Consider the following 21398-nt stretch of genomic DNA (forward strand, 5'->3'; position numbering starts at 1 on the left):
CCCGTTGATGAGGGAGGGTTACAGGTACTTGATCTGCAGGGTTGCGGAGCCGTCGAGTGTGACTTCGTCGGTCAGGGTCAGGCTGTTGGCGGGGGCGATGCCGGTACGGACATAGAGATCAAGGCTCAACTCCTTCATCGCGATTGGCGCAATGACGGCACCCAGGGCGCCGACGCTCCAGATGTTGTTGACTCCCCAAAATGCTGTAGACCCTTCCTTTAGCCAGGTTTCGCCGCCATCAGTGGAGAGAATGGCTTGAGCGCGGGTGGCGTCCGCCATCACATTGCGCGGAACAACGCGAAAGTTGCCCAGCTTTTCGTTGGTGTTGATCAGCCCCAGGCCAAAGTAACTGCTCGAAGTACCTGTACCTGCACGGTTATCAATCGGGTTTATGGCAAACGGCGTAGCGGCATCGCAGCTCACTGTCATTTGCATGATTATTTCAGGCAAGTAAGTGGGTTTATCGGGATTGAGGTCTTGTACGGAAAACTTGCCGTGGTCGGCGATACCGCCCCCAGCCAGTACTGGCGTGCATGCATTCGGCGTGATCAGACCCTTCACGGTCAGGTCCGTGCTGGAGGCGGCAAAAACGGACGATGCACCGGTGAGCAGCAAAGCAGTCGTCAGGAGGGATAGTTTTTTGTTCATGTGTCGGCTTTTCCTTGATGAAAGATTGTCGGGAGCTTGCCCTGTGCAGGCAGGGCGCAATCTATCGGTCGGGGTAGCCGGGCGGAATGCAACTAATACGAAAAAGGAGGGCCGGGTGTATGAAAGTTCATGGCGGGCTACAGATCTTATTTTTCGACGTGTTGTCTGTAGTCTTTTGGTGTGAGCTGCGTAGCTTTAAAACGTAGGGCGGTTCCTTTTGTTTTATCAGAGAAAGGACAGAGTCCCGGATACGTTGGGGGAAGTGGTTAATCGGTCGAGATTGGTCGTTGTGGTCGGAATGGGACGGCGTTATTTTTCGCGTATTCCAGTCACCAAACAGGATAAATCCGACAATGCGCGTAATTATTGCTGACGACCATCCTGTCGTCCGCATCGGGTTACGGATGCTCATCGATTTAAGCCGCACGTGTGTGGTCGTGGGCGAGGCCGATGGGCCGGACAGCCTGTTGAGCCTTCTCTCGACCACACCTTGCGATCTGCTGATCACGGATTTCTCCATGCCGGGCAACCAACAGGCCGACGGACTGAAGATGCTGAGCACGGTTCGACGTCACTACGCTTCGACGCCGATTATTCTGGTCACGATGTTTGCCAACGTTGCGACGCTGAGAGTGGCATTCGCTCAAGGCGTGATGGCGATCGTCGCCAAGGATGCCTCGGCGACGGAGCTTCCCCTCGCGATCAAGTCGGTGAGCGAAGGGCGGCGATTCATCAGCGAGTCTTTGCGTACGGCGTTGGCTCAGGCAGACACCGCTGCTCAGTCCCGCTCCCCTTCGCTGTCGGCCAAAGAACATGAAGTGGTGAGAATGCTCGCCAGCGGCATGACTGTCAGTGAAATCGCCAGCTACTTCAAACGCAGCGTGTCGACGATCAGTAAACAGAAAAGCATGGCCATGCAGAGGCTGGGCATTTCCACGGACGTGGACCTCTTTGCCTATGCCCGTGACAGCGGCATGGTGCATTAGGCTTCGGCGCACCTCAGGGTATTTCCGCCACGAATGCCAATAGTGTTCCGTGCATTTGCAGACTATCGTGCAGGCAATCCTGTAAACACTTCGGAGTCTGTCCATGAGTGATGCCAACCGCGAATTGATAACCCGGTTCTATCAAGCCTTCCAGCGGCTGGATGCCGAGGCCATGAGCGCCTGCTATACCGACGATGTGCTGTTCAGCGATCCGGCATTCGGCGAACTGCGCGGGCGCGATGCCGGCGACATGTGGCGCATGCTCACGACTCGGGCGAAGGATTTTTCCCTGACGTTCGACAACGTTCGAGCCGAGAAGCGCACGGGCGGTGCGCATTGGGTCGCGACCTACCTGTTCAGCCAGACCGGCAACACGGTGGTCAACGATATTCAAGCGCAGTTCATCTTTCGTGACGGCAAGATTTGCGAGCACCATGACAGCTTCGATATGTGGGCCTGGTCGCGGCAGGCGCTGGGTTTCAAGGGGCTGCTGCTCGGCTGGTCGCCGGCGGTGAGAAATGCCGTTCGCGCTCAAGCGTTGAAGGGGTTGAAGGCATTCCAGGCCAGTCGCTGATAAGATCGCGGCTTGTTTCCTTTCAAGCCTTGATCGTTACGTGACTACCCTCAGCGAAATCCCTGTCGACGCCGACACGCCGGTGAACAAACCCTGGTTCGTCTACCTCGTTCGCGCGGCCAATGGTTCGCTGTACTGCGGGATCAGCGATGATCCCGTCCGCCGCTTCGCCACCCACCAAAGTGGCAAAGGCGCACGCTTCTTCCTCTCCAGTCCAGCTGTTGCATTGGTCTACACGGAGGTCTGCCGCGACAAAAGCGAAGCATTGCGTCAGGAACGCTTGATCAAAAAACTCAGGAAAAGCGCCAAGGAATGTTTGGTCGCGAGCGCTGCTGCGGGCTTATCAACCTGACTGATAAGTTCCCATCAGGCAGATCTGTAGGCTGCTTGCCGATTGCGCGCTAAGCTGCGGATTCATTATCCGTGCGGCGGAGCCGAGCATGTCCGAGTTGATTCTGCATCATTACCCGACGTCCCCTTTCGCTGAAAAGGCCCGCCTGTTACTGGGTTTCAAGGGGCTGTCCTGGCGCTCGGTGAAGATCGCGCCGATCATGCCAAAACCTGACCTGACAGCCCTGACCGGTGGCTACCGCAGGACGCCGGTGTTGCAGATCGGTGCTGATATTTATTGCGACACGTCGCTGATTGCCCGTCGTCTGGAGCAGGAAAAAGCCTTGCCGGCCTTCTTCCCGGAAGGTCAGGAAATGATCGCCGCGACCTTCGCCGCCTGGGCAGATTCGGTGGTATTCCAGCATGCGGTCAGCCTGGTGTTTCAGCCGGAATCGATAGCGGTGCGTTTCGGCAGTTTACCGCCGGAAGCGATCAAGGCATTTCTGGCTGATCGCGCCGGACTCTTCAGCGGTGGCAGCGCGACCAAGTTGTCCGCCGAGCAAGCCCGGCACCAATGGCCAACAATCATGGCGCGTCTGGAGCAGCAACTTCAACGTGAGCAGGGCGACTTCCTGTTTGGCGAACCGTCGATTGCCGATTTTGCCCTGGCTCATCCTTTGTGGTTCCTCAAGGCCACGCCCGTGACTTCACCATTGGTGGATGCTTATCCGGCGGTGTCGGCGTGGTTTGGACGTGTGATGGGGTTCGGGCATGGCGCGTTCAGCGAGATGTCGTCCGAGGAAGCGTTGGCGGTGGCGCGCAATGCAACTCCGGCCGCGTTGCCGGATGAGCAGTTCGATGAGCCGAATGGTTTTGAGGCTGGCCAACAGGTGGTCATCGCCGCAACGGATTACGGCGTTGACCCGGTGGCAGGTGAGTTGCTGTTTGCGGGGCGCGAAGAGTTGATTCTGCGCCGGGAAGACGAGCGGGGCGGAGTGGTGCATGTGCACTTTCCGCGGTTTGGGTTCCGTATCGAAAAACACTGAACCATGTAGGAGCGAGGCTTGCCCGCGAAGAACGATAACGCGGTCCAACTATTACACCGCGTTATCGTTCTTCGCGGGCAAGCCTCGCTCCTACGGGTTTTGTATTTATTTCAGTGCTGCAAGGATCGCGTCGGGGTCATGCCCGCGAATCAACGTCCCGTTTACATCGATAATCGGAATCCCGCCGCCGCCCAACGCCTCGTAGGCCTTGCGCGCCTCGGCGTCTTTCTCGATATCGAATTCCTTGAACGGAATACCTTTCTGGTCAAGAAAGCGCCGCGTCAGTTTGCAGTAGCCACACCACTCGGTGGCGTAGAGCACGACGTTGGCCTTGGCCTGGGTCTGCTCGGACACCACTTGCGAGGGATTGAATACCCGCTCGATCTTGCCCCAGTTCTGGTAAACCACGACCACCAGCAGGATCAGCAGGCATTTTTTCAGCAGGCCGTTGAGCATCAGTTGCGTCGCTTGAGCTGATCGGTCAGCTGCGTGGGCAGGCCCTTGATGATCAGCGTGCCGGCTTCTTCGTCGTATTCGATCTTCGAGCCCAGCAAGTGCGCTTCGAAGCTGATGGACAGGCCTTCGGCGCGACCGGTGAAGCGACGGAACTGGTTCAAGGTGCGTTTATCCGCCGGGATCTCCGGCGACAGGCCGTAATCCTTGTTGCGGATGTGATCGTAGAAGGCTTTCGGGCGTTCTTCATCGATCAGTTCCGAGAGTTCTTCCAGACCCATCGGCTCGCCGAGCTTGGCCTGGCTGCTGGCGTAATCCACCAATGTTTTGGTTTTCTCGCGGGCGGACTCTTCCGGCAAATCTTCGCTTTCAACGAAATCACTGAAGGCCTTGAGCAAGGTGCGGGTTTCGCCGGGGCCGTCGACGCCTTCCTGGCAACCGATGAAGTCGCGGAAATACTCCGAAACCTTTTTCCCGTTCTTGCCTTTGATGAACGAAATGTACTGCTTGGACTGCTTGTTGTTCTGCCACTCGGACACATTGATCCGTGCCGCCAGGTGCAACTGGCCCAAATCCAGGTGCCGGGACGGCGTCACGTCCAGCTGATCGGTCACTGCAACGCCTTCACTGTGGTGCAGCAGCGCGATCGCCAGGTAATCGGTCATGCCCTGCTGGTAATGCGCGAACAGCACGTGGCCGCCCACAGAGAGGTTCGACTCTTCCATCAGTTTTTGCAGGTGTTCCACCGCCACCCGGCTGAACGCCGTGAAATCCTTGCCGCCCTCGAGGTATTCCTTCAGCCAGCCGCTGAACGGATGCGCGCCGGACTCGGCATGGAAGAATCCCCAGGCCTTGCCTTGTTTGGCGTTATAGCTCTCGTTGAGGTCGGCAAGCATGTTCTCGATGGCGCTCGACTCGGCCAGTTCAGAGTCGCGGGCGTGGAGAACTGCAGGTGTGCCGTCGGGTTTTTTGTCGATCAGGTGGACGATGCAATGACGGATCGGCATGGGCTTCTCGGCTGATTGAAGAGAGGAGGGCGTACTCCCCCAAAAAAGTGCCAAGTGTACCGCAACCACTGGTTTTGGCGCGGCTCGCAGGGTAATTCACAGCCGTCCGGCGGCCCTTATGCAGTTTTTTGCCGTTTTAGAGCAATAAAGCTGACCAAATGGGTAGCTAGAGGCGGATATTTCCCCGTCTCTGTGCTAGTTTTGCCCCGTCTTACGCGAAGTCACTGCGTTAAGCGTGCATTCAGCATTTGTCAGGTCGAACCAAACCCTGATTTCGGTATCTATAACCCCGATCCCGTGGTTATTGGCCGAGGGTGCCAGATCCAGAAGATCGGGCTCGATGGCTGACACTGCACTCTGCAATCCATATGAATTTGATAGGGAAGGAACACTACATGGCTCTTACTAAAGACCAACTGATCGCCGACATCGCTGAAGCTATCGACGCGCCAAAAACCACCGCGCGTAACGCTCTGGACCAACTGGGCCAAATCGTTGCCGATCAGCTGGAAAACGGCGGCGAAATCACTCTGCCAGGTATCGGCAAACTGAAAGTGACCGAGCGTCCAGCCCGTACCGGCCGCAACCCTTCGACTGGCGCTGCCATCGAAATCGCTGCCAAGAAAGTTATCAAGCTGGTTGTGGCCAAAGGCCTGACCGACGCTGTTAACAAGTAAGACGCTGTAAAAAAAGCCGTGCTCCGGAGCAATCCGGGCACGGCTTTTTTGTGCCATAAATTCTTCGAGCCACCGCATATTCCTGTGGGAGCGGGCTTGCCCGCGATGACGTTGTATCAGGCGACAAATCAGGCTACGGAAACGCCGCCATCGCGGGCAAGCCCGCTCCCACAAGGATTTTCATCGCTCAGGGGAGCGTGGGTTTGTCAGCCGTTATTCAGCTCTTGCGAGCCCAACGCTCGCGCCACACCTGCTGTTCGGACTTGGTCTGGAAGGTCCACGCAACGAAGCGGCTTTGCTTCTGCCCCTGGGACATTTCCACAACCTGGCTTTCCAGTACGCCGGCCTTTTTCAGCGCCGTCTGGATCGAAGGCAGGTTTGACGCCTTCGAAACCAGCGTGCTGAACCACAGCACTTTGTGCTGGAAATGCGCACTCTCGGCGATCAACTGCGTCACAAAGCGTGCTTCGCCACCTTCACACCACAATTCGGCCGATTGACCGCCGAAGTTCAGTACCGGCAGCTTGCGCTTCGGGTCGGCGCGACCCAGGGCGCGCCATTTACGCTCGCTGCCCTTGGTCGCCTCATCCATCGAGGCGTGGAACGGCGGGTTGCACATGGTCAGGTCAAAGCGTTCGCCGGGTTCAAGCAGACCCAGCAGGATGTGCTTGGGATTGCTTTGCTGGCGCAATTGGATGGCCTTGTTCAGCCCGTTGGATTGCACGATGGCTTTGGCCGCGGCCACAGCCGTCGGATCGATTTCCGAGCCGAGGAAGTGCCAGCGGTAGTCGCTGTAGCCAATCAATGGATAGACGCAGTTGGCGCCCATGCCGATATCGAGCACCTTGACCGGCGCGCCGCGCGGGATTTCTCCATCGTTGACGCTGGCCAGCAGGTCGGCGAGGAAGTGCACGTAGTCGGCACGCCCCGGAACCGGTGGGCAGAGGTAATCGGCCGGGATGTCCCAATGGGCGATGCCATAAAACGATTTGAGCAGCGCCCGGTTGAACACACGCACCGCATCGGGGCTGGCGAAGTCGATGCTTTCCTTGCCGTACGGGTTGATGATCACGAACTTCGCCAGTTCCGGCGTGGTTTTGATCAGCGCCGGGAAGTCGTAGCGACCCTGGTGGCGATTGCGCGGGTGCAGGCTGGCCTTTTCACGCGGCTCAACGGCTTTGGCCGGGGTCGCGGTGTCAGGCTTCTTGCGCGCAGGTCTTGGTGTGCGGGGGGCGTTCATGGGCGTGGTCGATTCGGGTATGGCTGAAAGTGGCGGGTATTGTCCCACATCCCGGCCTTGTGAACCCAATTGTGAAGATAAGCACGAATCCCTGTGGGAGCGGGCTTGCCCGCGATGGCGATCTATCAGGCACATTGATGTTGGATTTTATAGCCTCATCGCGGGCAAGCCCGCTCCCACAGGATTATCGGTGTTCCGGAAAATTTGGAAAAAAAAGGGAGGCCACATGGGCCTCCCTCTTTCATTGCGATTTGCCGTTACAGGCTGGCAATCCGCGCATGCTGCTCGGCCAGCTTGCCCAAAGCCTGTTCAGCTTCAGCCAGTTTGGCGCGTTCCTTCTCGATGACTTCGGCAGGGGCCTTGTCGACGAAACCGGCGTTCGACAGCTTGCCGCCAACCCGCTGAACTTCGCCCTGCAGACGCAGGATTTCCTTGTCCAGGCGCGCCAGTTCGGCGTCCTTGTCGATCAGGCCGGCCATCGGCACCAGCACTTCCATTTCGCCGACCAATGCGGTGGCGGACAGCGGTGCTTCTTCGCCGGCAGCCAACACAGTGATCGATTCGAGGCGAGCCAGCTTCTTCAGCAGGGCTTCGTTCTCGGTGAGACGACGCTGATCTTCGACGCTGACGTTCTTCAGGAACAGGTTCAGCGGCTTGCCCGGACCGATGTTCATTTCGCCACGGATGTTGCGCGTGCCGAGCATCAGTTCCTTGAGCCATTCGATGTCGTTCTCGGCCGCCGGATCGATGCGCTCTTCATTGGCCACCGGCCAAGGTTGCAGCATGATCGTCTTGCCTTCGATACCAGCCAGCGGCGCGATGCGCTGCCAGATTTCTTCGGTGATGAACGGCATGAACGGGTGCGCCAGACGCAGGGCAACTTCCAGCACCCGAACCAGGGTGCGGCGGGTGCCACGCTGACGCTCGACCGGGGCGTTTTCGTCCCACAGCACAGGCTTGGAGAGTTCCAGGTACCAGTCGCAATACTGGTTCCAGATGAACTCGTACAAGGCTTGTGCGGCCAGGTCGAAACGGAATTGGTCAAGTTGACGAGTCACTTCGGCTTCGGTGCGTTGCAGCTGCGAGATGATCCAGCGATCCGCCAGTGAAAGCTCGTAAGCCTCGCCGTTCTGGCCGCAGTCTTCGCCCTTGTCCAGAACATAACGCGCGGCGTTCCAGATCTTGTTGCAGAAGTTGCGATAGCCTTCGACGCGCCCCATGTCGAACTTGATGTCACGACCGGTGGACGCCAGCGAGCAGAAGGTGAAGCGCAGGGCGTCGGTGCCGTAGCTGGCGATGCCTTCAGCGAACTCGTCGCGGGTCTGCTTCTCGATCTTTTTCGCCAGTTTCGGCTGCATCAGGCCGGAGGTGCGTTTCTGCACCAGTTCTTCGAGCTCGATACCGTCGATGATGTCCAGCGGGTCCAGGACGTTGCCCTTGGACTTGGACATCTTCTGGCCCTGGCCATCACGCACCAGGCCGTGCACGTACACGGTCTTGAATGGAACCTGCGGCGTGCCGTCCTCGTTCTTCATCAGGTGCATGGTCATCATGATCATCCGGGCGACCCAGAAGAAAATGATGTCGAAACCGGTGACCAGCACGTCGGTGGAGTGGAATTTCTTCAGGAACTCGGTCTGCTCAGGCCAGCCCAGGGTGGAGAAGGTCCACAGTCCCGAACTGAACCAGGTGTCGAGAACGTCGTTGTCCTGTTGCAGCGCAACGTCCGGGCCAAGGTTGTGCTTGGCACGTACTTCAGCTTCGTCGCGACCGACATAGACTTTGCCAGATTCGTCGTACCAGGCCGGAATCCGGTGGCCCCACCACAACTGACGGCTGATGCACCAATCCTGGATGTCGCGCATCCACGAGAAGTACATGTTTTCGTACTGTTTAGGCACGAACTGGATACGACCGTCTTCAACGGCAGCAATCGCAGGCTCGGCCAGTGGCTTGGTCGACACGTACCACTGGTCGGTCAGCCATGGCTCGATGATCGTGCCGGAACGGTCGCCTTTCGGCACTTTCAGGGCGTGATCGTTGATGCTGACCAGCAGGCCGGCTGCATCGAACGCAGCGACGATCTGCTTGCGCGCTTCGAAACGGTCCAGACCGGCGTATTCGGCCGGGATCTTGCCGTCGATGCTTTCGTTCAGCGTGCCGTCGAGGTTAAACACCTGACAGGCCGGCAGGACGGCAGCGTTCTTGTCGAAGATGTTCAGCAGCGGCAGGTTGTGGCGCTTGCCGACTTCGTAGTCGTTGAAATCGTGGGCCGGGGTGATTTTCACGCAACCGGTGCCGAATTCAGGATCGCAGTAATCGTCGGCAATGATCGGGATGCGGCGGCCGACCAGCGGCAGCTCTACAAATTTGCCGATCAGGGCTTTGTAGCGTTCATCGTTCGGGTTCACAGCGACGGCGGCGTCGCCGAGCATGGTTTCCGGGCGAGTGGTCGCGACGATCAGGAAGTCGTTACCTTCAGCGGTCTTGACGCCGTCGGCCAGCGGGTACTTCAGGTTCCACAGGAAACCTTTCTCGTCGTGGTTTTCCACTTCGAGGTCGGAAATCGCCGTGTGCAACTTGGTGTCCCAGTTGACCAGGCGCTTGCCGCGGTAGATCAGGCCGTCTTCGTGCAAACGAACGAAAGCTTCTTTAACCGCTTCCGAGAGACCGTCGTCCATGGTGAAGCGCTCGCGGCTCCAGTCGACGGACGAGCCGAGGCGGCGGATCTGACGGCTGATGTTGCCGCCGGACTGATCCTTCCACTCCCAGACTTTCTCGAGGAATTTTTCGCGGCCCAGGTCGTGGCGATTCTGGCCTTGAGCTTCGAGTTGGCGTTCCACCAGCATTTGCGTGGCGATACCGGCGTGGTCGGTACCCGGCTGCCACAGGGTGTTGCGACCCTGCATGCGGCGGAAACGGATCAGGGCGTCCATGATCGCGTTGTTGAAGCCGTGACCCATGTGCAAGCTGCCGGTGACGTTCGGCGGCGGGATCATGATGGTGTAGGACTCGCCCGCGCCTTGCGGGGCGAAGTAATTCTCTGACTCCCAGGTGTTGTACCAGGAAGTTTCAATGGCGTGCGGCTGGTAGGTCTTATCCATGCGCGGCGGGACCCTATTGGCATTTATTCAGGAAAAGCCGGCAAGTATAGCGGGGCATGGGGCAGAGGGCGAGTTGATCGCGGGATGAACCTGACCACCAGCAACACCATAGATCTAATGTGGGAGCGAGCCTGCTCGCGATGCAGGCACCGCGGTCTGTCAGGAAATCGAGGTGATGCTATCGCGAGCAGGCTCGCTCCCACAGGAGAGTGGTGTTATTCGTACTGGCTGAGCAACCGCTCCATCCGCGCATCCAGCCGGCGCTTGATCTCGGTTTCGATGTGCGGTGCAAAATCATCGATAACGTCTTGCATGATCAACATCGCAGCAGCGCGCAGTTCGCCGTCCAGGTGCAGCAAAGCGTCAGGACCTTTGCTGGCCGCCGGTGCCGGTTGTTGCGCGGCTGGGGCGGGCGGTGTCGGTTCGACGGTCTGCGGCGCGCCGCTGACGGAATCGAACAACATCGGAATCTGTTCCTGATCACCGTCATTGACCGTGTCGGTCAGCAGCGGCGGTTGCAGGTTGTCATCGCCGAGCAGTTGGCGGATCGACTCGAGGTCATCCAGCAGGTGCGCGGACTTCTGTTGCGGTTTTGGAGTGTCCATCGGAATGCTCAAAGTCGCTGTAAACGGTGATCTTGCAGAGGATAGCCCTGTTCGCGATAGAAACGGAAACTCTCCCGCGCGGCCGCACGGATCGTCGGATCTTCCACCACCACTTCCGCCACCCGAGCGAACTGTTTGGCGAATACCGGCACTTTCAGGTCGAGATTGACCAGCAGATCCTGATGCGGACCGCAGTCATCGCCCAGCCCCAGCACAATCAGACCCTCGGGTTCGCTTTCGGCAGGCCCGTGAGGCACGAAGCTTTCACCCTTGAAGGCCCATAAACGTGCATCGAGATCCTCGCGTTGGGCGGCATCGCTGCAATGCAGGTAAATGCGGTGGCCCATGCGCCAGGCTTTTTCGGTGAGTTTGCAGGCGAAATCCAGCCGTGCCGAAGGATCGGCGCTGGGCAGGATATAGAAGTCGACTTTGGTCATTGCGGTTCCTGAGCCAAGGACGGCGTCACCCGAGAGTGACGCCGTCCGAGGTCATCGGTTTCAGGCTTTGGCGCGGTCCAGCAGGTATTGGGTCAGCAACGGAACCGGACGGCCAGTGGCGCCCTTGTCCTTGCCGCCGCTGGTCCATGCGGTGCCGGCGATGTCCAGGTGCGCCCAATTCAGGTTCTTGGTGAAGCGCGACAGGAAGCAGGCGGCGGTGATGGTGCCGGCTTTCGGGCCGCCAATGTTGGCGATGTCGGCGAACGGGCTGTCCAGCTGCTCTTGATACTCATCGAACAGCGGCAGTTGCCAGGCGCGGTCGTCGGCAGCCTTGCCGGCGCTCAGCAGTTGACCGATCAGCTCGTCGTTGTTGCCCAGCAGGCCGGAAGTGTGGGAACCCAGGGCAACGACGCAAGCGCCGGTCAGGGTTGCGATGTCGATCACGGCTTGCGGCTTGAAGCGCTCGGAGTAGGTCAGGGCATCGCACAGCACCAGACGGCCTTCGGCGTCGGTATTGAGGATTTCAACAGTCTGGCCGCTCATGGTGGTGACGATGTCGCCTGGGCGCGAAGCATTGCCGCTCGGCATGTTCTCGGCACAGGCCAGAATGCACACCAGGTTGATCGGCAGTTTCAGCTCGAGCACGGCACGCAGGGTGCCGAACACGCTGGCAGCGCCGCCCATGTCGTACTTCATTTCATCCATGCCGGCGCCCGGTTTCAGGCTGATGCCGCCGGTGTCAAAGGTGATGCCTTTGCCGACCAGTGCGTACGGCTTCTCGGATTTCTTGCCGCCGTTGTATTGCATGACGATCAGGCGCGGTGGCTGGGCGCTGCCCTGGCCCACGGCGTAGAACGAGCCCATGCCCAGGTCCTTGATCTTCTTCTCGTCAAGGACTTCGACTTTCAGGCTCTTGAATTCTTTACCCAGGTTCTTGGCTTGTTCGCCGAGGAATGTCGGGTGGCAGATGTTCGGCGGCAGGTTGCCCAGGTTACGGGTGAACGCCATGCCGTTGGCAATCGCAGTGGCGTGGGCCACGGCGCGCTCGACTTCGGCCTGTGCAGCCTTGATGGTCACCAGGGTGATTTTCTTCAGGGCGCGCGGTTCGGCTTTCTGGCTCTTGAACTGATCGAAGGTGTATTCGCCGTCCACCAGGGTTTCGGCCAGCAGGCGGGTCTTGCCGTAGCTGTCGCGGCCTTTGACCACGATTTCGTCCAGCGCCAGCACGGCGTCGGTGCCGCCCAGGCCTTTAAGGGTGTTGAGGACACCAGCGATGATTTTACGGAACGGGCGGTCGCCCAGCTCTTCGTCCTTGCCCACGCCGACCAGCAGAACGCGTTCGGCCTTTAGGTTAGGCAGGCTGTGCAGCAGCAGGCTCTGGCCTACTTTGCCGGCCAGGTCGCCGCGCTTGAGTACCGCGCTGATGGCGCCGCCACTGAGTTCGTCGAGTTGTTTTGCCACGGCACCGAGCTTGCGGCCTTCGCCGACGGCGACCACCAGAGTGGCGGTCTTCAACGTTTCTGGGCTAACGCTTTTTACAACCAGTTCCATGTCCGGGTCCCTGAATTAATGGTCAACGTGCGCGGGCAAAACGGCGGCGCACAGACGCTTGCTTATAAATAGAAAGACGCAGGTCACGGCCCGCGACAAAGGCCGCAGTTTGAACCTCGCTCACTGCGCCTGACAACCCTCGGTTGTACGATCTTCAACGCATTACCCGCCTGCTTGAGCATGCGCAGTGACAGGCGCACCCAATCACAGGATAATGCGCCAACTTTTTCGGCGGCTCTGCCCTGCGGGCTGTCTGATACGTTTGCTTGTTTGGCCGCCTTAGCCTGACAACCCTGGAGTGTCTGGTTTGATTGTCTTCCGTTATCTGTCCCGCGAAGTCCTGTTGACCTTGAGCGCCGTCAGCGCCGTGCTGCTGGTCATCATCATGAGCGGTCGCTTCATCAAATACCTCGCCCAGGCGGCCTCGGGCCTGCTGGATCCGGGCTCCCTGTTCCTGATCATGGGCTTTCGTCTGCCGGGCTTTCTGCAGCTGATCCTGCCGCTGGGCCTGTTTCTCGGGATCCTGCTGGCCTACGGTCGCCTGTACCTCGAGAGCGAAATGACCGTGTTGTCGGCCACCGGCATGAGCCAGCAGCGTCTGCTTGCCATGACGCTGTTTCCGGCCACGCTAGTGGCGCTGGTTGTGGCCTGGTTGAGTCTGAGCCTGGCGCCACAAGGTGCCAATCAGTTCCAGCTGCTGCTGAACAAGCAGGATGCGCTGACCGAGTTCGATACCCTGGAGCCGGGTCGTTTCCAGGCCCTGCGTGACGGGACCCGGGTGACCTACACCGAGCAGCTGTCGGATGACCGCATCAATCTGGGCGGTGTGTTCATTTCGCAAAAAAACATCAGCTCCGACAAGAAGGATCGCGGGATTTCCGTGCTGGTGGCCGAGAAGGGCCGTCAGGAAATTCGCCCTGACGGCAATCGCTACCTGATTCTCGACAACGGCTATCGCTACGACGGTAACCCGGGGCAGGCCGACTACCGGGCAATCAAATACGAGGAATACGGCGTATTGCTGCCCAAGCCGGATGTCAGCGACGAAGTCACCGACCGCGATGCAATGACCACCCGTTCCTTGATCGGCAGCGATGACATCCGCTCGCGTACTGAGCTGCAATGGCGCCTGTCCCTGCCGTTGCTGGTGTTCATCGTGACCCTGATGGCGGTGCCGCTGTCGCGGGTCAATCCACGCCAGGGCCGTTTCCTCAAGCTGCTGCCGGCGATTCTTCTATATATGGCTTACCTGTCCATCCTGATTGCCGCCCGCGGCGCCCTCGAAAAAGGCAAGATCCCGCCGGCGCTGGGGTTGTGGTGGGTGCACGCGATTTTCCTGGCCATTGGCCTGGGCTTGCTCTATTGGGAGCCGTTGCGCTTGAAGATGGCGAGTCGCCGCGCTGCACTGGAGGTGGCCCGTGGTTAAGCTGGATCGCTACATCGGTAGCAGCGTATTCGTCGCAATCCTGGCGGTACTGGGGATCATTCTCGGTCTGGCCACACTGTTTGCGTTCATCGACGAGATGGGGGATGCCAGCGATACCTACACCCTGGTTGACGTGTTGAGTTATGTCTTGTTGACCGCGCCACGTCGTCTTTACGACATGTTGCCGATGGCGGCGTTGATCGGTTGCCTGATAGGCCTCGGCAGCCTGGCCAGCCACAGCGAGCTGACCATCATGCGCGCCGCCGGTGTTTCGGTTGGCCGGATCGTCTGGGCGGTCATGAAACCTATGCTGGTCCTGATGGTGGTGGGTGTGCTGATCGGCGAATACGTCGCGCCGGCCACCGAAGTCACCGCTCAGGCCAACCGCTCACTGGCTCAGGGTGGCGGCGATGCGCAGAGCGCCAAGCATGGTTTGTGGCACCGCCAGGGTGATGAGTTCATTCACGTCAACTCTGTGCAACCGAACGGTCTGCTGTACGGCGTCACCCGTTATCGTTTCGACAATGAGCGTCATATGCTGTCGTCCAGCTTCGCCAAGCGGGCGAAGTTCGATCAGGATCACTGGCAGTTGAGCGACGTCACCACCACGGTGTTCCATGAAAAGAGCACCGAAGTGGTTACCACCCCCGACGAGCGTTGGGATGTGGCCTTGAGCCCGCAATTGCTGAGCACGGTAGTGATGTCGCCTGACACGTTGTCGATCAGCGGCCTGTGGGGGTACATCCACTACCTGGCTGACCAGGGGCTGAGCAACGGCCGTTACTGGCTGGCGTTTTGGGTCAAGGTGTTGCAGCCGCTAGTGACCGCGGCGCTGGTATTGATGGCAATTTCCTTCATCTTTGGCCCGTTGCGCTCGGTGACCCTCGGTCAGCGGGTGTTCACTGGCGTGCTGGTCGGTTTCACCTTCCGCATCGTCCAGGATTTGCTCGGGCCTTCGAGCCTGGTGTTCGGATTCTCGCCGCTGTTTGCGGTGCTGGTTCCGGCCGGAGTCTGTGCCTTGGCCGGTGTCTGGCTGTTGCGCCGAGCCGGTTGATCAGGGGTTTTTCCCGACCCCGCTGGTGATAAAAAACGCCCCTGTCGCAAGACCGGGGCGTTTTTGTAGGTGCCGTCTGACCTGCGAACGTGACGCTTGCGCCGTGGATCAGGTACAATTCCCGGCTATTTTTCGGCGGGCTATGCCTGCAGCCTTTTTGAGTGTTGATCCGTGAGTGATTTGAGTCATATCCGCAATTTCTCCATCATCGCCCACATTGACCATGGCAAGTCGACGCTGGCCGATCGCTTCATCCAGATGTGCGGCGGCCTTGCCGAGCGCGAAATGGAAGCCCAGGTGCTGGACTCCATGGACCTTGAACGTGAACGCGGGATCACCATCAAGGCCCACAGCGTCACCCTGTATTACACCGCTCGTGATGGCATCAAGTATCAGCTGAACTTCATTGACACCCCGGGCCACGTTGACTTCACCTACGAAGTCAGCCGGTCGCTGGCGGCCTGTGAAGGTGCGTTGCTGGTGGTCGATGCCGGTCAGGGCGTTGAGGCGCAATCGGTTGCCAACTGCTACACGGCGATCGAACAGGGCCTGGAAGTCATGCCGGTCCTGAACAAGATCGACCTGCCGCAGGCCGATCCGGACCGCGTCAAAGAAGAAATCGAAAAAATCATCGGTATCGATGCCACCGATGCGGTCGAGTGCAGCGCCAAGACTGGCCTGGGCGTCGACGAAGTGCTCGAGCGCCTGGTCAAGACCATTCCTGCGCCAACCGGCAACTACGAAGATCCGCTGCAAGCGTTGATCATCGATTCCTGGTTCGACAACTACCTGGGCGTTGTTTCCCTGGTGCGCGTGCGCCACGGCCGTGTGAAGAAGGGCGACAAGATCCTGGTCAAATCCACCGGCAAGATCCACCTGGTGGACAGCGTCGGTGTCTTCAACCCGAAACACACCGCCACCGTTGACCTGAAGGCCGGCGAAGTGGGCTTCATCATTGCCGGCATCAAGGACATTCACGGTGCACCGGTCGGTGACACCCTGACCTTGAGCTCCACACCAGACGTTGACGTGCTGCCAGGCTTCAAGCGCATTCAGCCGCAGGTCTACGCCGGCCTGTTCCCGGTCAGCTCCGACGACTTCGAAGATTTCCGTGAAGCCCTGCAAAAGCTCACGCTCAACGATTCGTCCCTGCAGTACACCCCGGAAAGCTCCGACGCCCTGGGCTTCGGCTTCCGTTGCGGGTTCCTCGGCATGCTGCACATGGAAATCATCCAGGAGCGCCTGGAGCGCGAGTACGACCTGGACCTGATCACCACGGCGCCGACGGTAATTTTCGAGCTGTTGCTGAAAACCGGTGAAACGATTTACGTCGACAACCCGTCGAAGCTTCCAGACCTGTCCTCGATCGAAGACATGCGCGAACCGATCGTGCGGGCCAACATTCTTGTGCCGCAAGAGCACTTGGGCAACGTCATTACCCTGTGCATCGAGAAGCGTGGCGTGCAGCACGACATGTTGTTCCTCGGTACGCAGGTCCAGGTGACCTACGATTTGCCGATGAACGAAGTGGTCCTCGACTTCTTTGATCGTCTGAAGTCCACCAGCCGCGGCTATGCTTCGCTGGATTACCATTTCGACCGTTATCAATCAGCTAATCTGGTGAAACTGGATGTGCTGATCAACGGTGACAAGGTCGACGCCCTGGCGCTGATCGTGCACAAGGATAACGCGCACTACAAAGGTCGCCAGTTGACCGAGAAGATGAAAGAACTGATTCCGCGCCAGATGTTCGACGTCGCGATCCAGGCCGCCATCGGCGGGCAGATCATTGCACGGACCTCCGTCAAGGCTCTCAGAAAGAACGTATTGGCCAAATGTTACGGCGGTGACGTAAGCCGTAAGAAGAAGCTGCTTGAAAAGCAGAAGGCCGGTAAAAAACGCATGAAGCAAGTCGGCAACGTGGAAATTCCACAAGAAGCCTTCCTTGCGGTGCTCAGGTTGGATAGTTAGGTCCTATGTCACTAAATTTCCCGCTGTTGCTGGTCATCGCCGTGTTCGTCTGCGGCCTGTTGGCGTTGCTCGATCTGCTGTTCCTGGCGCCTCGGCGCCGGGCTGCCATCAACTCCTATCAGGGGAGCGTCAGCCAGGCTGACATGGTGGTCGTCGAGAAACTGAACAAAGAGCCGCTGCTGGTCGAATACGGCAAGTCGTTCTTCCCGGTGTTGTTCATCGTGCTGGTGCTGCGTTCGTTCCTGGTGGAACCGTTCCAGATTCCTTCCGGCTCGATGAAGCCGACCCTGGACGTCGGCGACTTCATTCTGGTGAGCAAGTTTTCTTACGGGATCCGCCTGCCGGTGGTCGACAAGAAAGTCATCGAAGTCGGTGATCCGCAGCGCGGCGATGTGATGGTGTTCCGTTACCCGAGCGATCCGAACGTCAACTACATCAAGCGTGTGGTAGGCCTGCCGGGTGACCAGATTCGTTACACCGCCGACAAGCGTCTGTTCGTCAACGGCGAATCGATTGCCGAACAACTGGTCGGCTCCGAGCCGGGCACGTTGGGCAGCGCAGAGCTCTACAAGGAAAAACTCGGCGCGGCCGAGCACCTTATCCGCAAGGAAATGAGCCGCTATCGCGCATCGCCGGACCATACCTGGACCGTGCCTGCCGGGCACTACTTCATGATGGGCGACAACCGCGACAACTCCAATGACAGTCGCTACTGGGATGATCCGAGCATTCCCAAGGATCTGCTGGGCATGGTTCCCGACAAGAATATCGTCGGCAAGGCCTTCGCAGTCTGGATGAGCTGGCCGGAACCCAAACTCAGTCACCTGCCGAATTTCTCGCGGGTTGGCCTGATCAAGTAATCACACACGGCGCTGTTGAACACAGCGCCGAATGCATTTCTGGAGTCGACACAATCGGCACCGAAAGCATGAAGCCAATGATATTCAGGACGTTATTTTTGAACACAGCGTTAATTGTCCCAAGCCTGCGCCGCACCACGGCCATGGCGGTGGAATCCAGCCACGAACTCAGCGTGGGTAAACCGTGAGCGTCTCCTTAAGTCGTCTAGAGCGTCAGCTCGGCTACACCTTCAAGGATCAGGAACTGATGGTCCTGGCCCTGACTCACCGCAGTTTTGCCGGGCGCAACAACGAACGCCTGGAATTCCTCGGTGATGCCATCCTCAACTTCGTTGCTGGCGAGGCGCTGTTCGATCGCTTCCCGCTGGCGCGCGAAGGCCAGTTGTCGCGTTTGCGCGCACGACTGGTGAAAGGTGAGACGCTGGCCGTACTGGCCCGCGGTTTCGATCTGGGCGAGTACCTGCGCCTGGGCTCCGGTGAGTTGAAAAGCGGCGGCTTCCGTCGCGAGTCGATTCTGGCCGATGCCCTTGAAGCGTTGATCGGTGCGATCTACCTGGACGCCGGCATGGACATGGCGCGCGAGCGCGTGCTGGCCTGGCTGGCGGGTGAGTTCGAAGGCCTGACGCTGGTCGACACCAACAAAGATCCAAAAACCCGCCTGCAGGAGTTCCTGCAATCGCGTGGTTGCGAGCTGCCGCGTTACGAAGTGGTGGATATCCAGGGTGAGCCGCATTGCCGGACGTTCTTCGTCGAATGTGAAATCACCTTACTGAATGAAAAAAGCCGAGGTCAGGGTGTGAGTCGTCGTATTGCCGAACAGGTAGCGGCCGCCGCAGCACTGATTGCCCTGGGTGTGGAGAATGGCAATGACTGATTCAACTGCAACTCGCTGTGGCTATGTTGCCATCGTCGGCCGTCCCAACGTGGGCAAGTCCACGCTGCTGAACCACATCCTGGGTCAGAAGCTGGCGATCACCTCGCGCAAGCCGCAAACCACCCGCCACAACATGCTGGGCATCAAGACCGAAGGCGCCGTGCAGGCGATCTACGTCGATACCCCGGGCATGCACAAGGGCGGCGAAAAGGCCTTGAACCGCTACATGAACAAGACCGCTTCGGCGGCGTTGAAAGACGTCGACGTGGTGATCTTCGTGGTTGACCGCACCAAGTGGACCGACGAAGACCAGATGGTCCTCGAGCGTGTGCAGTACGTGACCGGCCCGCTGATCGTGGCGCTGAACAAGACCGATCGCATCGAAGACAAAGCCGAACTGATGCCGCACCTGAGCTGGTTGCAGGAACAGCTGCCGAACGCGCAGATCATGCCGATCTCGGCCCAGCATGGGCACAACCTCGAAGCGCTGGAGCGTGTGATTGCCGGTTACCTGCCGGAAAACGATCACTTCTTCCCGGAAGACCAGATCACCGACCGCAGCAGCCGCTTCCTCGCCGCAGAACTGGTGCGCGAGAAAATCATGCGCCAGATGGGCGCCGAGCTGCCGTACCAGATCACCGTCGAAATCGAAGAGTTCAAGCAGCAGGGCAAAACCCTGCACATCCATGCCTTGATCCTCGTCGAGCGTGACGGGCAGAAGAAGATCATCATTGGCGACAAGGGCGAGCGGATCAAACGCATCGGCACCGAGGCGCGCAAGGATATGGAGCTGCTGTTTGACTCCAAGATCATGCTCAACCTCTGGGTGAAAGTGAAAGGTGGCTGGTCCGACGATGAGCGCGCTCTGCGTTCGCTGGGTTACGGCGATCTGTAAACCCGATCGACGCTGCACCGCAGAACCTGTGGGAGCGGGCTTGCCCGCGATGAGGATGTAACATTCAGCAGAGATGTTGAATGTAAGTCCGCCATCGCGGGCAAGCCCGCTCCCACATTGGTTTTGGGTTGTTTGTAAAACTGCGTTCCGTCATTGAGAACTCCATGTCCCAGCCCATCGGCCAACCCGCTTTCGTGCTTCACAGCCGCGCCTACCGCGAAAGCAGCGCGCTGGTGGACTTCCTCACGCCGCAAGGTCGGCTGCGGGCAGTATTGCGTAGCGCGCGGGGCAAGGCCGGGACATTAGCGCGGCCGTTCGTGCCGCTGGAAGTCGAGTTTCGCGGGCGTGGCGAGTTGAAGAATGTCGGGCGCATGGAAAGTGCGGGTACTTCTACATGGCTCGTCGGTGAGGCCCTGTTCAGTGGCCTCTACCTCAATGAACTGCTGATCCGTCTGCTGCCCGCCGAAGACCCGCACCCTGGCGTGTTCGATCACTACGCCGCGACATTGCTCGCGCTGGCCGAGGGTCGTCCACTGGAACCGTTGCTGCGATCCTTCGAATGGCGCCTGCTCGACGACCTCGGTTATGGTTTCGCCCTGACCACCGACATCCACGGCGAGCCCATCGCGCCGGACGGACTCTACCGCTTGCAAGTGGACGCCGGCCTGGAGCGGGTGTACTTGCTGCAACCCGGCCTGTTCAACGGCACCGAACTGCTGGCCATGGCCGAAGCCGACTGGACCGCGCCCGGCGCATTGTCCGCTGCCAAACGTTTGATGCGTCAGGCGCTGGCCGTGCATCTGGGCGGCCGTCCCCTCGTCAGCCGCGAACTGTTTCGCAAGCCGTAGTCTCCCCGTATGCTGTGCGCCGAATCTTTAAATTCAGGAGCGCTTCCGTGACCACCAGCAATCGCATTCTTCTTGGCGTGAACATCGACCACGTTGCCACCCTGCGTCAGGCCCGGGGCACTCGCTACCCGGATCCGGTCAAGGCAGCACTGGACGCGGAAGAGGCGGGCGCTGACGGCATCACCGTGCACCTGCGCGAAGACCGCCGACACATCCAGGAACGCGACGTGCTTTTGCTCAAGGACGTGCTGCAAACCCGCATGAACTTCGAAATGGGCGTCACCGAAGAAATGATGCTGTTCGCCGAACGCATCCGCCCGGCGCACATTTGCCTGGTTCCGGAAACCCGTCAGGAACTGACCACCGAAGGCGGCCTGGACGTAGCGGGGCAGGAAGCGCGGATCAAGGCTGCTGTGGATCGCCTGGCGAAGATTGGCTGCGAAGTGTCGCTGTTCATCGATGCGGACGAGCGGCAGATCGAAGCGTCCCGTCGTGTGGGTGCACCGGCTATCGAACTGCACACCGGTCAATATGCCGATGCCGAGACGCCGACTGAAGTGGCTGAAGAGCTCAAGCGTGTGGCGGACGGCGTCGCGTTTGGCCTGGCTCAAGGATTGATCGTCAATGCCGGTCACGGTCTGCATTATCACAACGTTGAAGCGGTGGCCGCGATCAAGGGCATCAACGAATTGAACATCGGCCATGCGCTGGTGGCGCATGCGTTGTTTGTAGGGTTCAAGGCGGCTGTGTCCGAAATGAAAGCGCTGATTCTGGCAGCGTCGTTGAAGGCTTAAGACCTAGGCGCTGCCTTC

Annotated in this window: 21 protein-coding genes; 13 read left to right on the plus strand and 8 right to left on the minus strand. The window is 59.2% G+C overall.

What is annotated here, in order from left to right; all coding sequences use genetic code 11:
• Positions 1-18 precede the first annotated feature (18 nt).
• Positions 19-648, minus strand: a complete 630-nt coding sequence (locus ACYZT6_RS02995; RefSeq protein WP_462025665.1) for a DUF1120 domain-containing protein — start codon at positions 646-648, stop codon at positions 19-21.
• A gap of 353 nt (positions 649-1001) precedes the next feature.
• On the opposite strand from ACYZT6_RS02995, the gene ACYZT6_RS03000 reads away from it, so the two are divergent.
• The 4 genes from ACYZT6_RS03000 to ACYZT6_RS03015 all read left to right on the plus strand — a co-directional run bounded on the left by ACYZT6_RS03000 (position 1002) and on the right by ACYZT6_RS03015 (position 3584).
• Complete coding sequence (locus ACYZT6_RS03000) at positions 1002-1634, plus strand: response regulator (protein WP_462025666.1); 633 nt, start codon at positions 1002-1004, stop codon at positions 1632-1634.
• A 103-nt stretch (positions 1635-1737) separates the two neighbouring features.
• On the plus strand, positions 1738-2208 hold the full coding sequence (locus tag ACYZT6_RS03005) for a nuclear transport factor 2 family protein (protein ID WP_462025667.1): 471 nt from the start codon (positions 1738-1740) through the stop codon (positions 2206-2208).
• A 40-nt stretch (positions 2209-2248) separates the two neighbouring features.
• Complete coding sequence (locus ACYZT6_RS03010; RefSeq protein WP_462025668.1) at positions 2249-2560, plus strand: GIY-YIG nuclease family protein; 312 nt, start codon at positions 2249-2251, stop codon at positions 2558-2560.
• An 88-nt stretch (positions 2561-2648) separates the two neighbouring features.
• Entirely contained in the window at positions 2649-3584 is a 936-nt protein-coding gene (locus ACYZT6_RS03015; RefSeq protein WP_462025669.1) for a glutathione S-transferase family protein, read from the plus strand.
• A gap of 105 nt (positions 3585-3689) precedes the next feature.
• Here ACYZT6_RS03015 and ACYZT6_RS03020 read toward each other — a convergent pair whose 3' ends face one another.
• Positions 3690-4040, minus strand: coding sequence for a glutaredoxin family protein (locus ACYZT6_RS03020; RefSeq protein ID WP_462025670.1), 351 nt, complete (start codon positions 4038-4040; stop codon positions 3690-3692).
• Positions 4040-5044 (minus strand): nucleoid-associated protein YejK, encoded by a 1005-nt coding sequence (gene yejK, locus ACYZT6_RS03025; RefSeq protein WP_010463075.1) that lies wholly within the window; start codon positions 5042-5044, stop codon positions 4040-4042. The genes ACYZT6_RS03020 and yejK overlap by 1 nt, the downstream gene beginning before the upstream one ends.
• Before the next feature lie 395 nt (positions 5045-5439).
• Here yejK and ACYZT6_RS03030 point away from each other — a divergent pair, with 395 nt between their 5' ends.
• Complete coding sequence (locus tag ACYZT6_RS03030) at positions 5440-5721, plus strand: HU family DNA-binding protein (protein WP_007905514.1); 282 nt, start codon at positions 5440-5442, stop codon at positions 5719-5721.
• Positions 5722-5938: 217 nt separating this feature from the next.
• Here the strand turns inward: ACYZT6_RS03030 and rlmF are convergent, their stop codons facing one another.
• The 5 genes from rlmF to ACYZT6_RS03055 form a co-directional block, all read right to left on the minus strand.
• Positions 5939-6961: a 23S rRNA (adenine(1618)-N(6))-methyltransferase RlmF gene (gene rlmF, locus ACYZT6_RS03035; RefSeq protein ID WP_010463074.1), complete on the minus strand. Its 1023-nt coding sequence runs from the start codon at positions 6959-6961 to the stop codon at positions 5939-5941.
• A 257-nt stretch (positions 6962-7218) separates the two neighbouring features.
• On the minus strand, positions 7219-10065 hold the full coding sequence (locus tag ACYZT6_RS03040; RefSeq protein WP_462025671.1) for a valine--tRNA ligase: 2847 nt from the start codon (positions 10063-10065) through the stop codon (positions 7219-7221).
• A gap of 215 nt (positions 10066-10280) precedes the next feature.
• Entirely contained in the window at positions 10281-10670 is a 390-nt protein-coding gene (locus tag ACYZT6_RS03045; protein WP_462025672.1) for a DNA polymerase III subunit chi, read from the minus strand.
• Between the two features lie 8 nt (positions 10671-10678).
• Positions 10679-11107: a DNA polymerase III subunit chi gene (locus ACYZT6_RS03050; RefSeq protein WP_131062823.1), complete on the minus strand. Its 429-nt coding sequence runs from the start codon at positions 11105-11107 to the stop codon at positions 10679-10681.
• A gap of 60 nt (positions 11108-11167) precedes the next feature.
• On the minus strand, positions 11168-12658 hold the full coding sequence (locus ACYZT6_RS03055; RefSeq protein ID WP_462025673.1) for a leucyl aminopeptidase: 1491 nt from the start codon (positions 12656-12658) through the stop codon (positions 11168-11170).
• A 307-nt stretch (positions 12659-12965) separates the two neighbouring features.
• Here ACYZT6_RS03055 and lptF point away from each other — a divergent pair, with 307 nt between their 5' ends.
• The 8 genes from lptF (at position 12966) to pdxJ (ending at position 21380) form a co-directional block, all read left to right on the plus strand.
• Entirely contained in the window at positions 12966-14084 is a 1119-nt protein-coding gene (gene lptF, locus ACYZT6_RS03060) for an LPS export ABC transporter permease LptF (protein WP_461979742.1), read from the plus strand.
• The gene (lptG, locus tag ACYZT6_RS03065) at positions 14077-15138 is read left to right on the plus strand and encodes an LPS export ABC transporter permease LptG (protein ID WP_462025674.1); all 1062 of its coding nucleotides are present in this window, start codon (positions 14077-14079) and stop codon (positions 15136-15138) included. Before lptF ends, lptG begins: the two co-directional genes overlap by 8 nt.
• Positions 15139-15309: 171 nt before the next feature.
• Positions 15310-17109: a translation elongation factor 4 gene (gene lepA, locus ACYZT6_RS03070; RefSeq protein ID WP_008151572.1), complete on the plus strand. Its 1800-nt coding sequence runs from the start codon at positions 15310-15312 to the stop codon at positions 17107-17109.
• A gap of 5 nt (positions 17110-17114) precedes the next feature.
• Positions 17115-17969 (plus strand): signal peptidase I, encoded by an 855-nt coding sequence (gene lepB / locus ACYZT6_RS03075; protein ID WP_462025675.1) that lies wholly within the window; start codon positions 17115-17117, stop codon positions 17967-17969.
• A 184-nt stretch (positions 17970-18153) separates the two neighbouring features.
• Positions 18154-18843 (plus strand): ribonuclease III, encoded by a 690-nt coding sequence (gene rnc / locus ACYZT6_RS03080; protein ID WP_010463056.1) that lies wholly within the window; start codon positions 18154-18156, stop codon positions 18841-18843.
• Complete coding sequence (gene era / locus ACYZT6_RS03085; RefSeq protein ID WP_059403406.1) at positions 18836-19738, plus strand: GTPase Era; 903 nt, start codon at positions 18836-18838, stop codon at positions 19736-19738. Before rnc ends, era begins: the two co-directional genes overlap by 8 nt.
• 164 nt (positions 19739-19902) lie before the next feature.
• On the plus strand, positions 19903-20586 hold the full coding sequence (gene recO, locus ACYZT6_RS03090; RefSeq protein ID WP_462025676.1) for a DNA repair protein RecO: 684 nt from the start codon (positions 19903-19905) through the stop codon (positions 20584-20586).
• Positions 20587-20633: 47 nt separating this feature from the next.
• Positions 20634-21380 carry a pyridoxine 5'-phosphate synthase gene (pdxJ, locus tag ACYZT6_RS03095; RefSeq protein WP_462025677.1) on the plus strand — a complete coding sequence of 249 codons (747 nt, stop codon included), beginning with the start codon at positions 20634-20636 and terminating at the stop codon, positions 21378-21380.
• The last annotated feature ends 18 nt before the right edge of the window (positions 21381-21398 follow it).

This window comes from Pseudomonas sp. RT6P73, from assembly GCF_054897715.1.

Excerpts from the sequence above, each read along its gene's own strand:
- ACYZT6_RS02995 (WP_462025665.1), bottom strand. The coding sequence starts at position 648 with ATGAACAAAAAACTATCCCTCCTGACGACTGCTTTGCTGCTCACCGGT.
- ACYZT6_RS03000 (WP_462025666.1), top strand. The coding sequence starts at position 1,002 with ATGCGCGTAATTATTGCTGACGACCATCCTGTCGTCCGCATCGGGTTA.
- ACYZT6_RS03005 (WP_462025667.1), top strand. The coding sequence starts at position 1,738 with ATGAGTGATGCCAACCGCGAATTGATAACCCGGTTCTATCAAGCCTTC.
- ACYZT6_RS03015 (WP_462025669.1), top strand. The coding sequence starts at position 2,649 with ATGTCCGAGTTGATTCTGCATCATTACCCGACGTCCCCTTTCGCTGAA.
- ACYZT6_RS03020 (WP_462025670.1), bottom strand. The coding sequence starts at position 4,040 with ATGCTCAACGGCCTGCTGAAAAAATGCCTGCTGATCCTGCTGGTGGTC.
- yejK (WP_010463075.1), bottom strand. The coding sequence starts at position 5,044 with ATGCCGATCCGTCATTGCATCGTCCACCTGATCGACAAAAAACCCGAC.
- ACYZT6_RS03030 (WP_007905514.1), top strand. The coding sequence starts at position 5,440 with ATGGCTCTTACTAAAGACCAACTGATCGCCGACATCGCTGAAGCTATC.
- rlmF (WP_010463074.1), bottom strand. The coding sequence starts at position 6,961 with ATGAACGCCCCCCGCACACCAAGACCTGCGCGCAAGAAGCCTGACACC.
- ACYZT6_RS03040 (WP_462025671.1), bottom strand. The coding sequence starts at position 10,065 with ATGGATAAGACCTACCAGCCGCACGCCATTGAAACTTCCTGGTACAAC.
- ACYZT6_RS03045 (WP_462025672.1), bottom strand. The coding sequence starts at position 10,670 with ATGGACACTCCAAAACCGCAACAGAAGTCCGCGCACCTGCTGGATGAC.
- ACYZT6_RS03050 (WP_131062823.1), bottom strand. The coding sequence starts at position 11,107 with ATGACCAAAGTCGACTTCTATATCCTGCCCAGCGCCGATCCTTCGGCA.
- ACYZT6_RS03055 (WP_462025673.1), bottom strand. The coding sequence starts at position 12,658 with ATGGAACTGGTTGTAAAAAGCGTTAGCCCAGAAACGTTGAAGACCGCC.
- lepB (WP_462025675.1), top strand. The coding sequence starts at position 17,115 with ATGTCACTAAATTTCCCGCTGTTGCTGGTCATCGCCGTGTTCGTCTGC.
- era (WP_059403406.1), top strand. The coding sequence starts at position 18,836 with ATGACTGATTCAACTGCAACTCGCTGTGGCTATGTTGCCATCGTCGGC.
- recO (WP_462025676.1), top strand. The coding sequence starts at position 19,903 with ATGTCCCAGCCCATCGGCCAACCCGCTTTCGTGCTTCACAGCCGCGCC.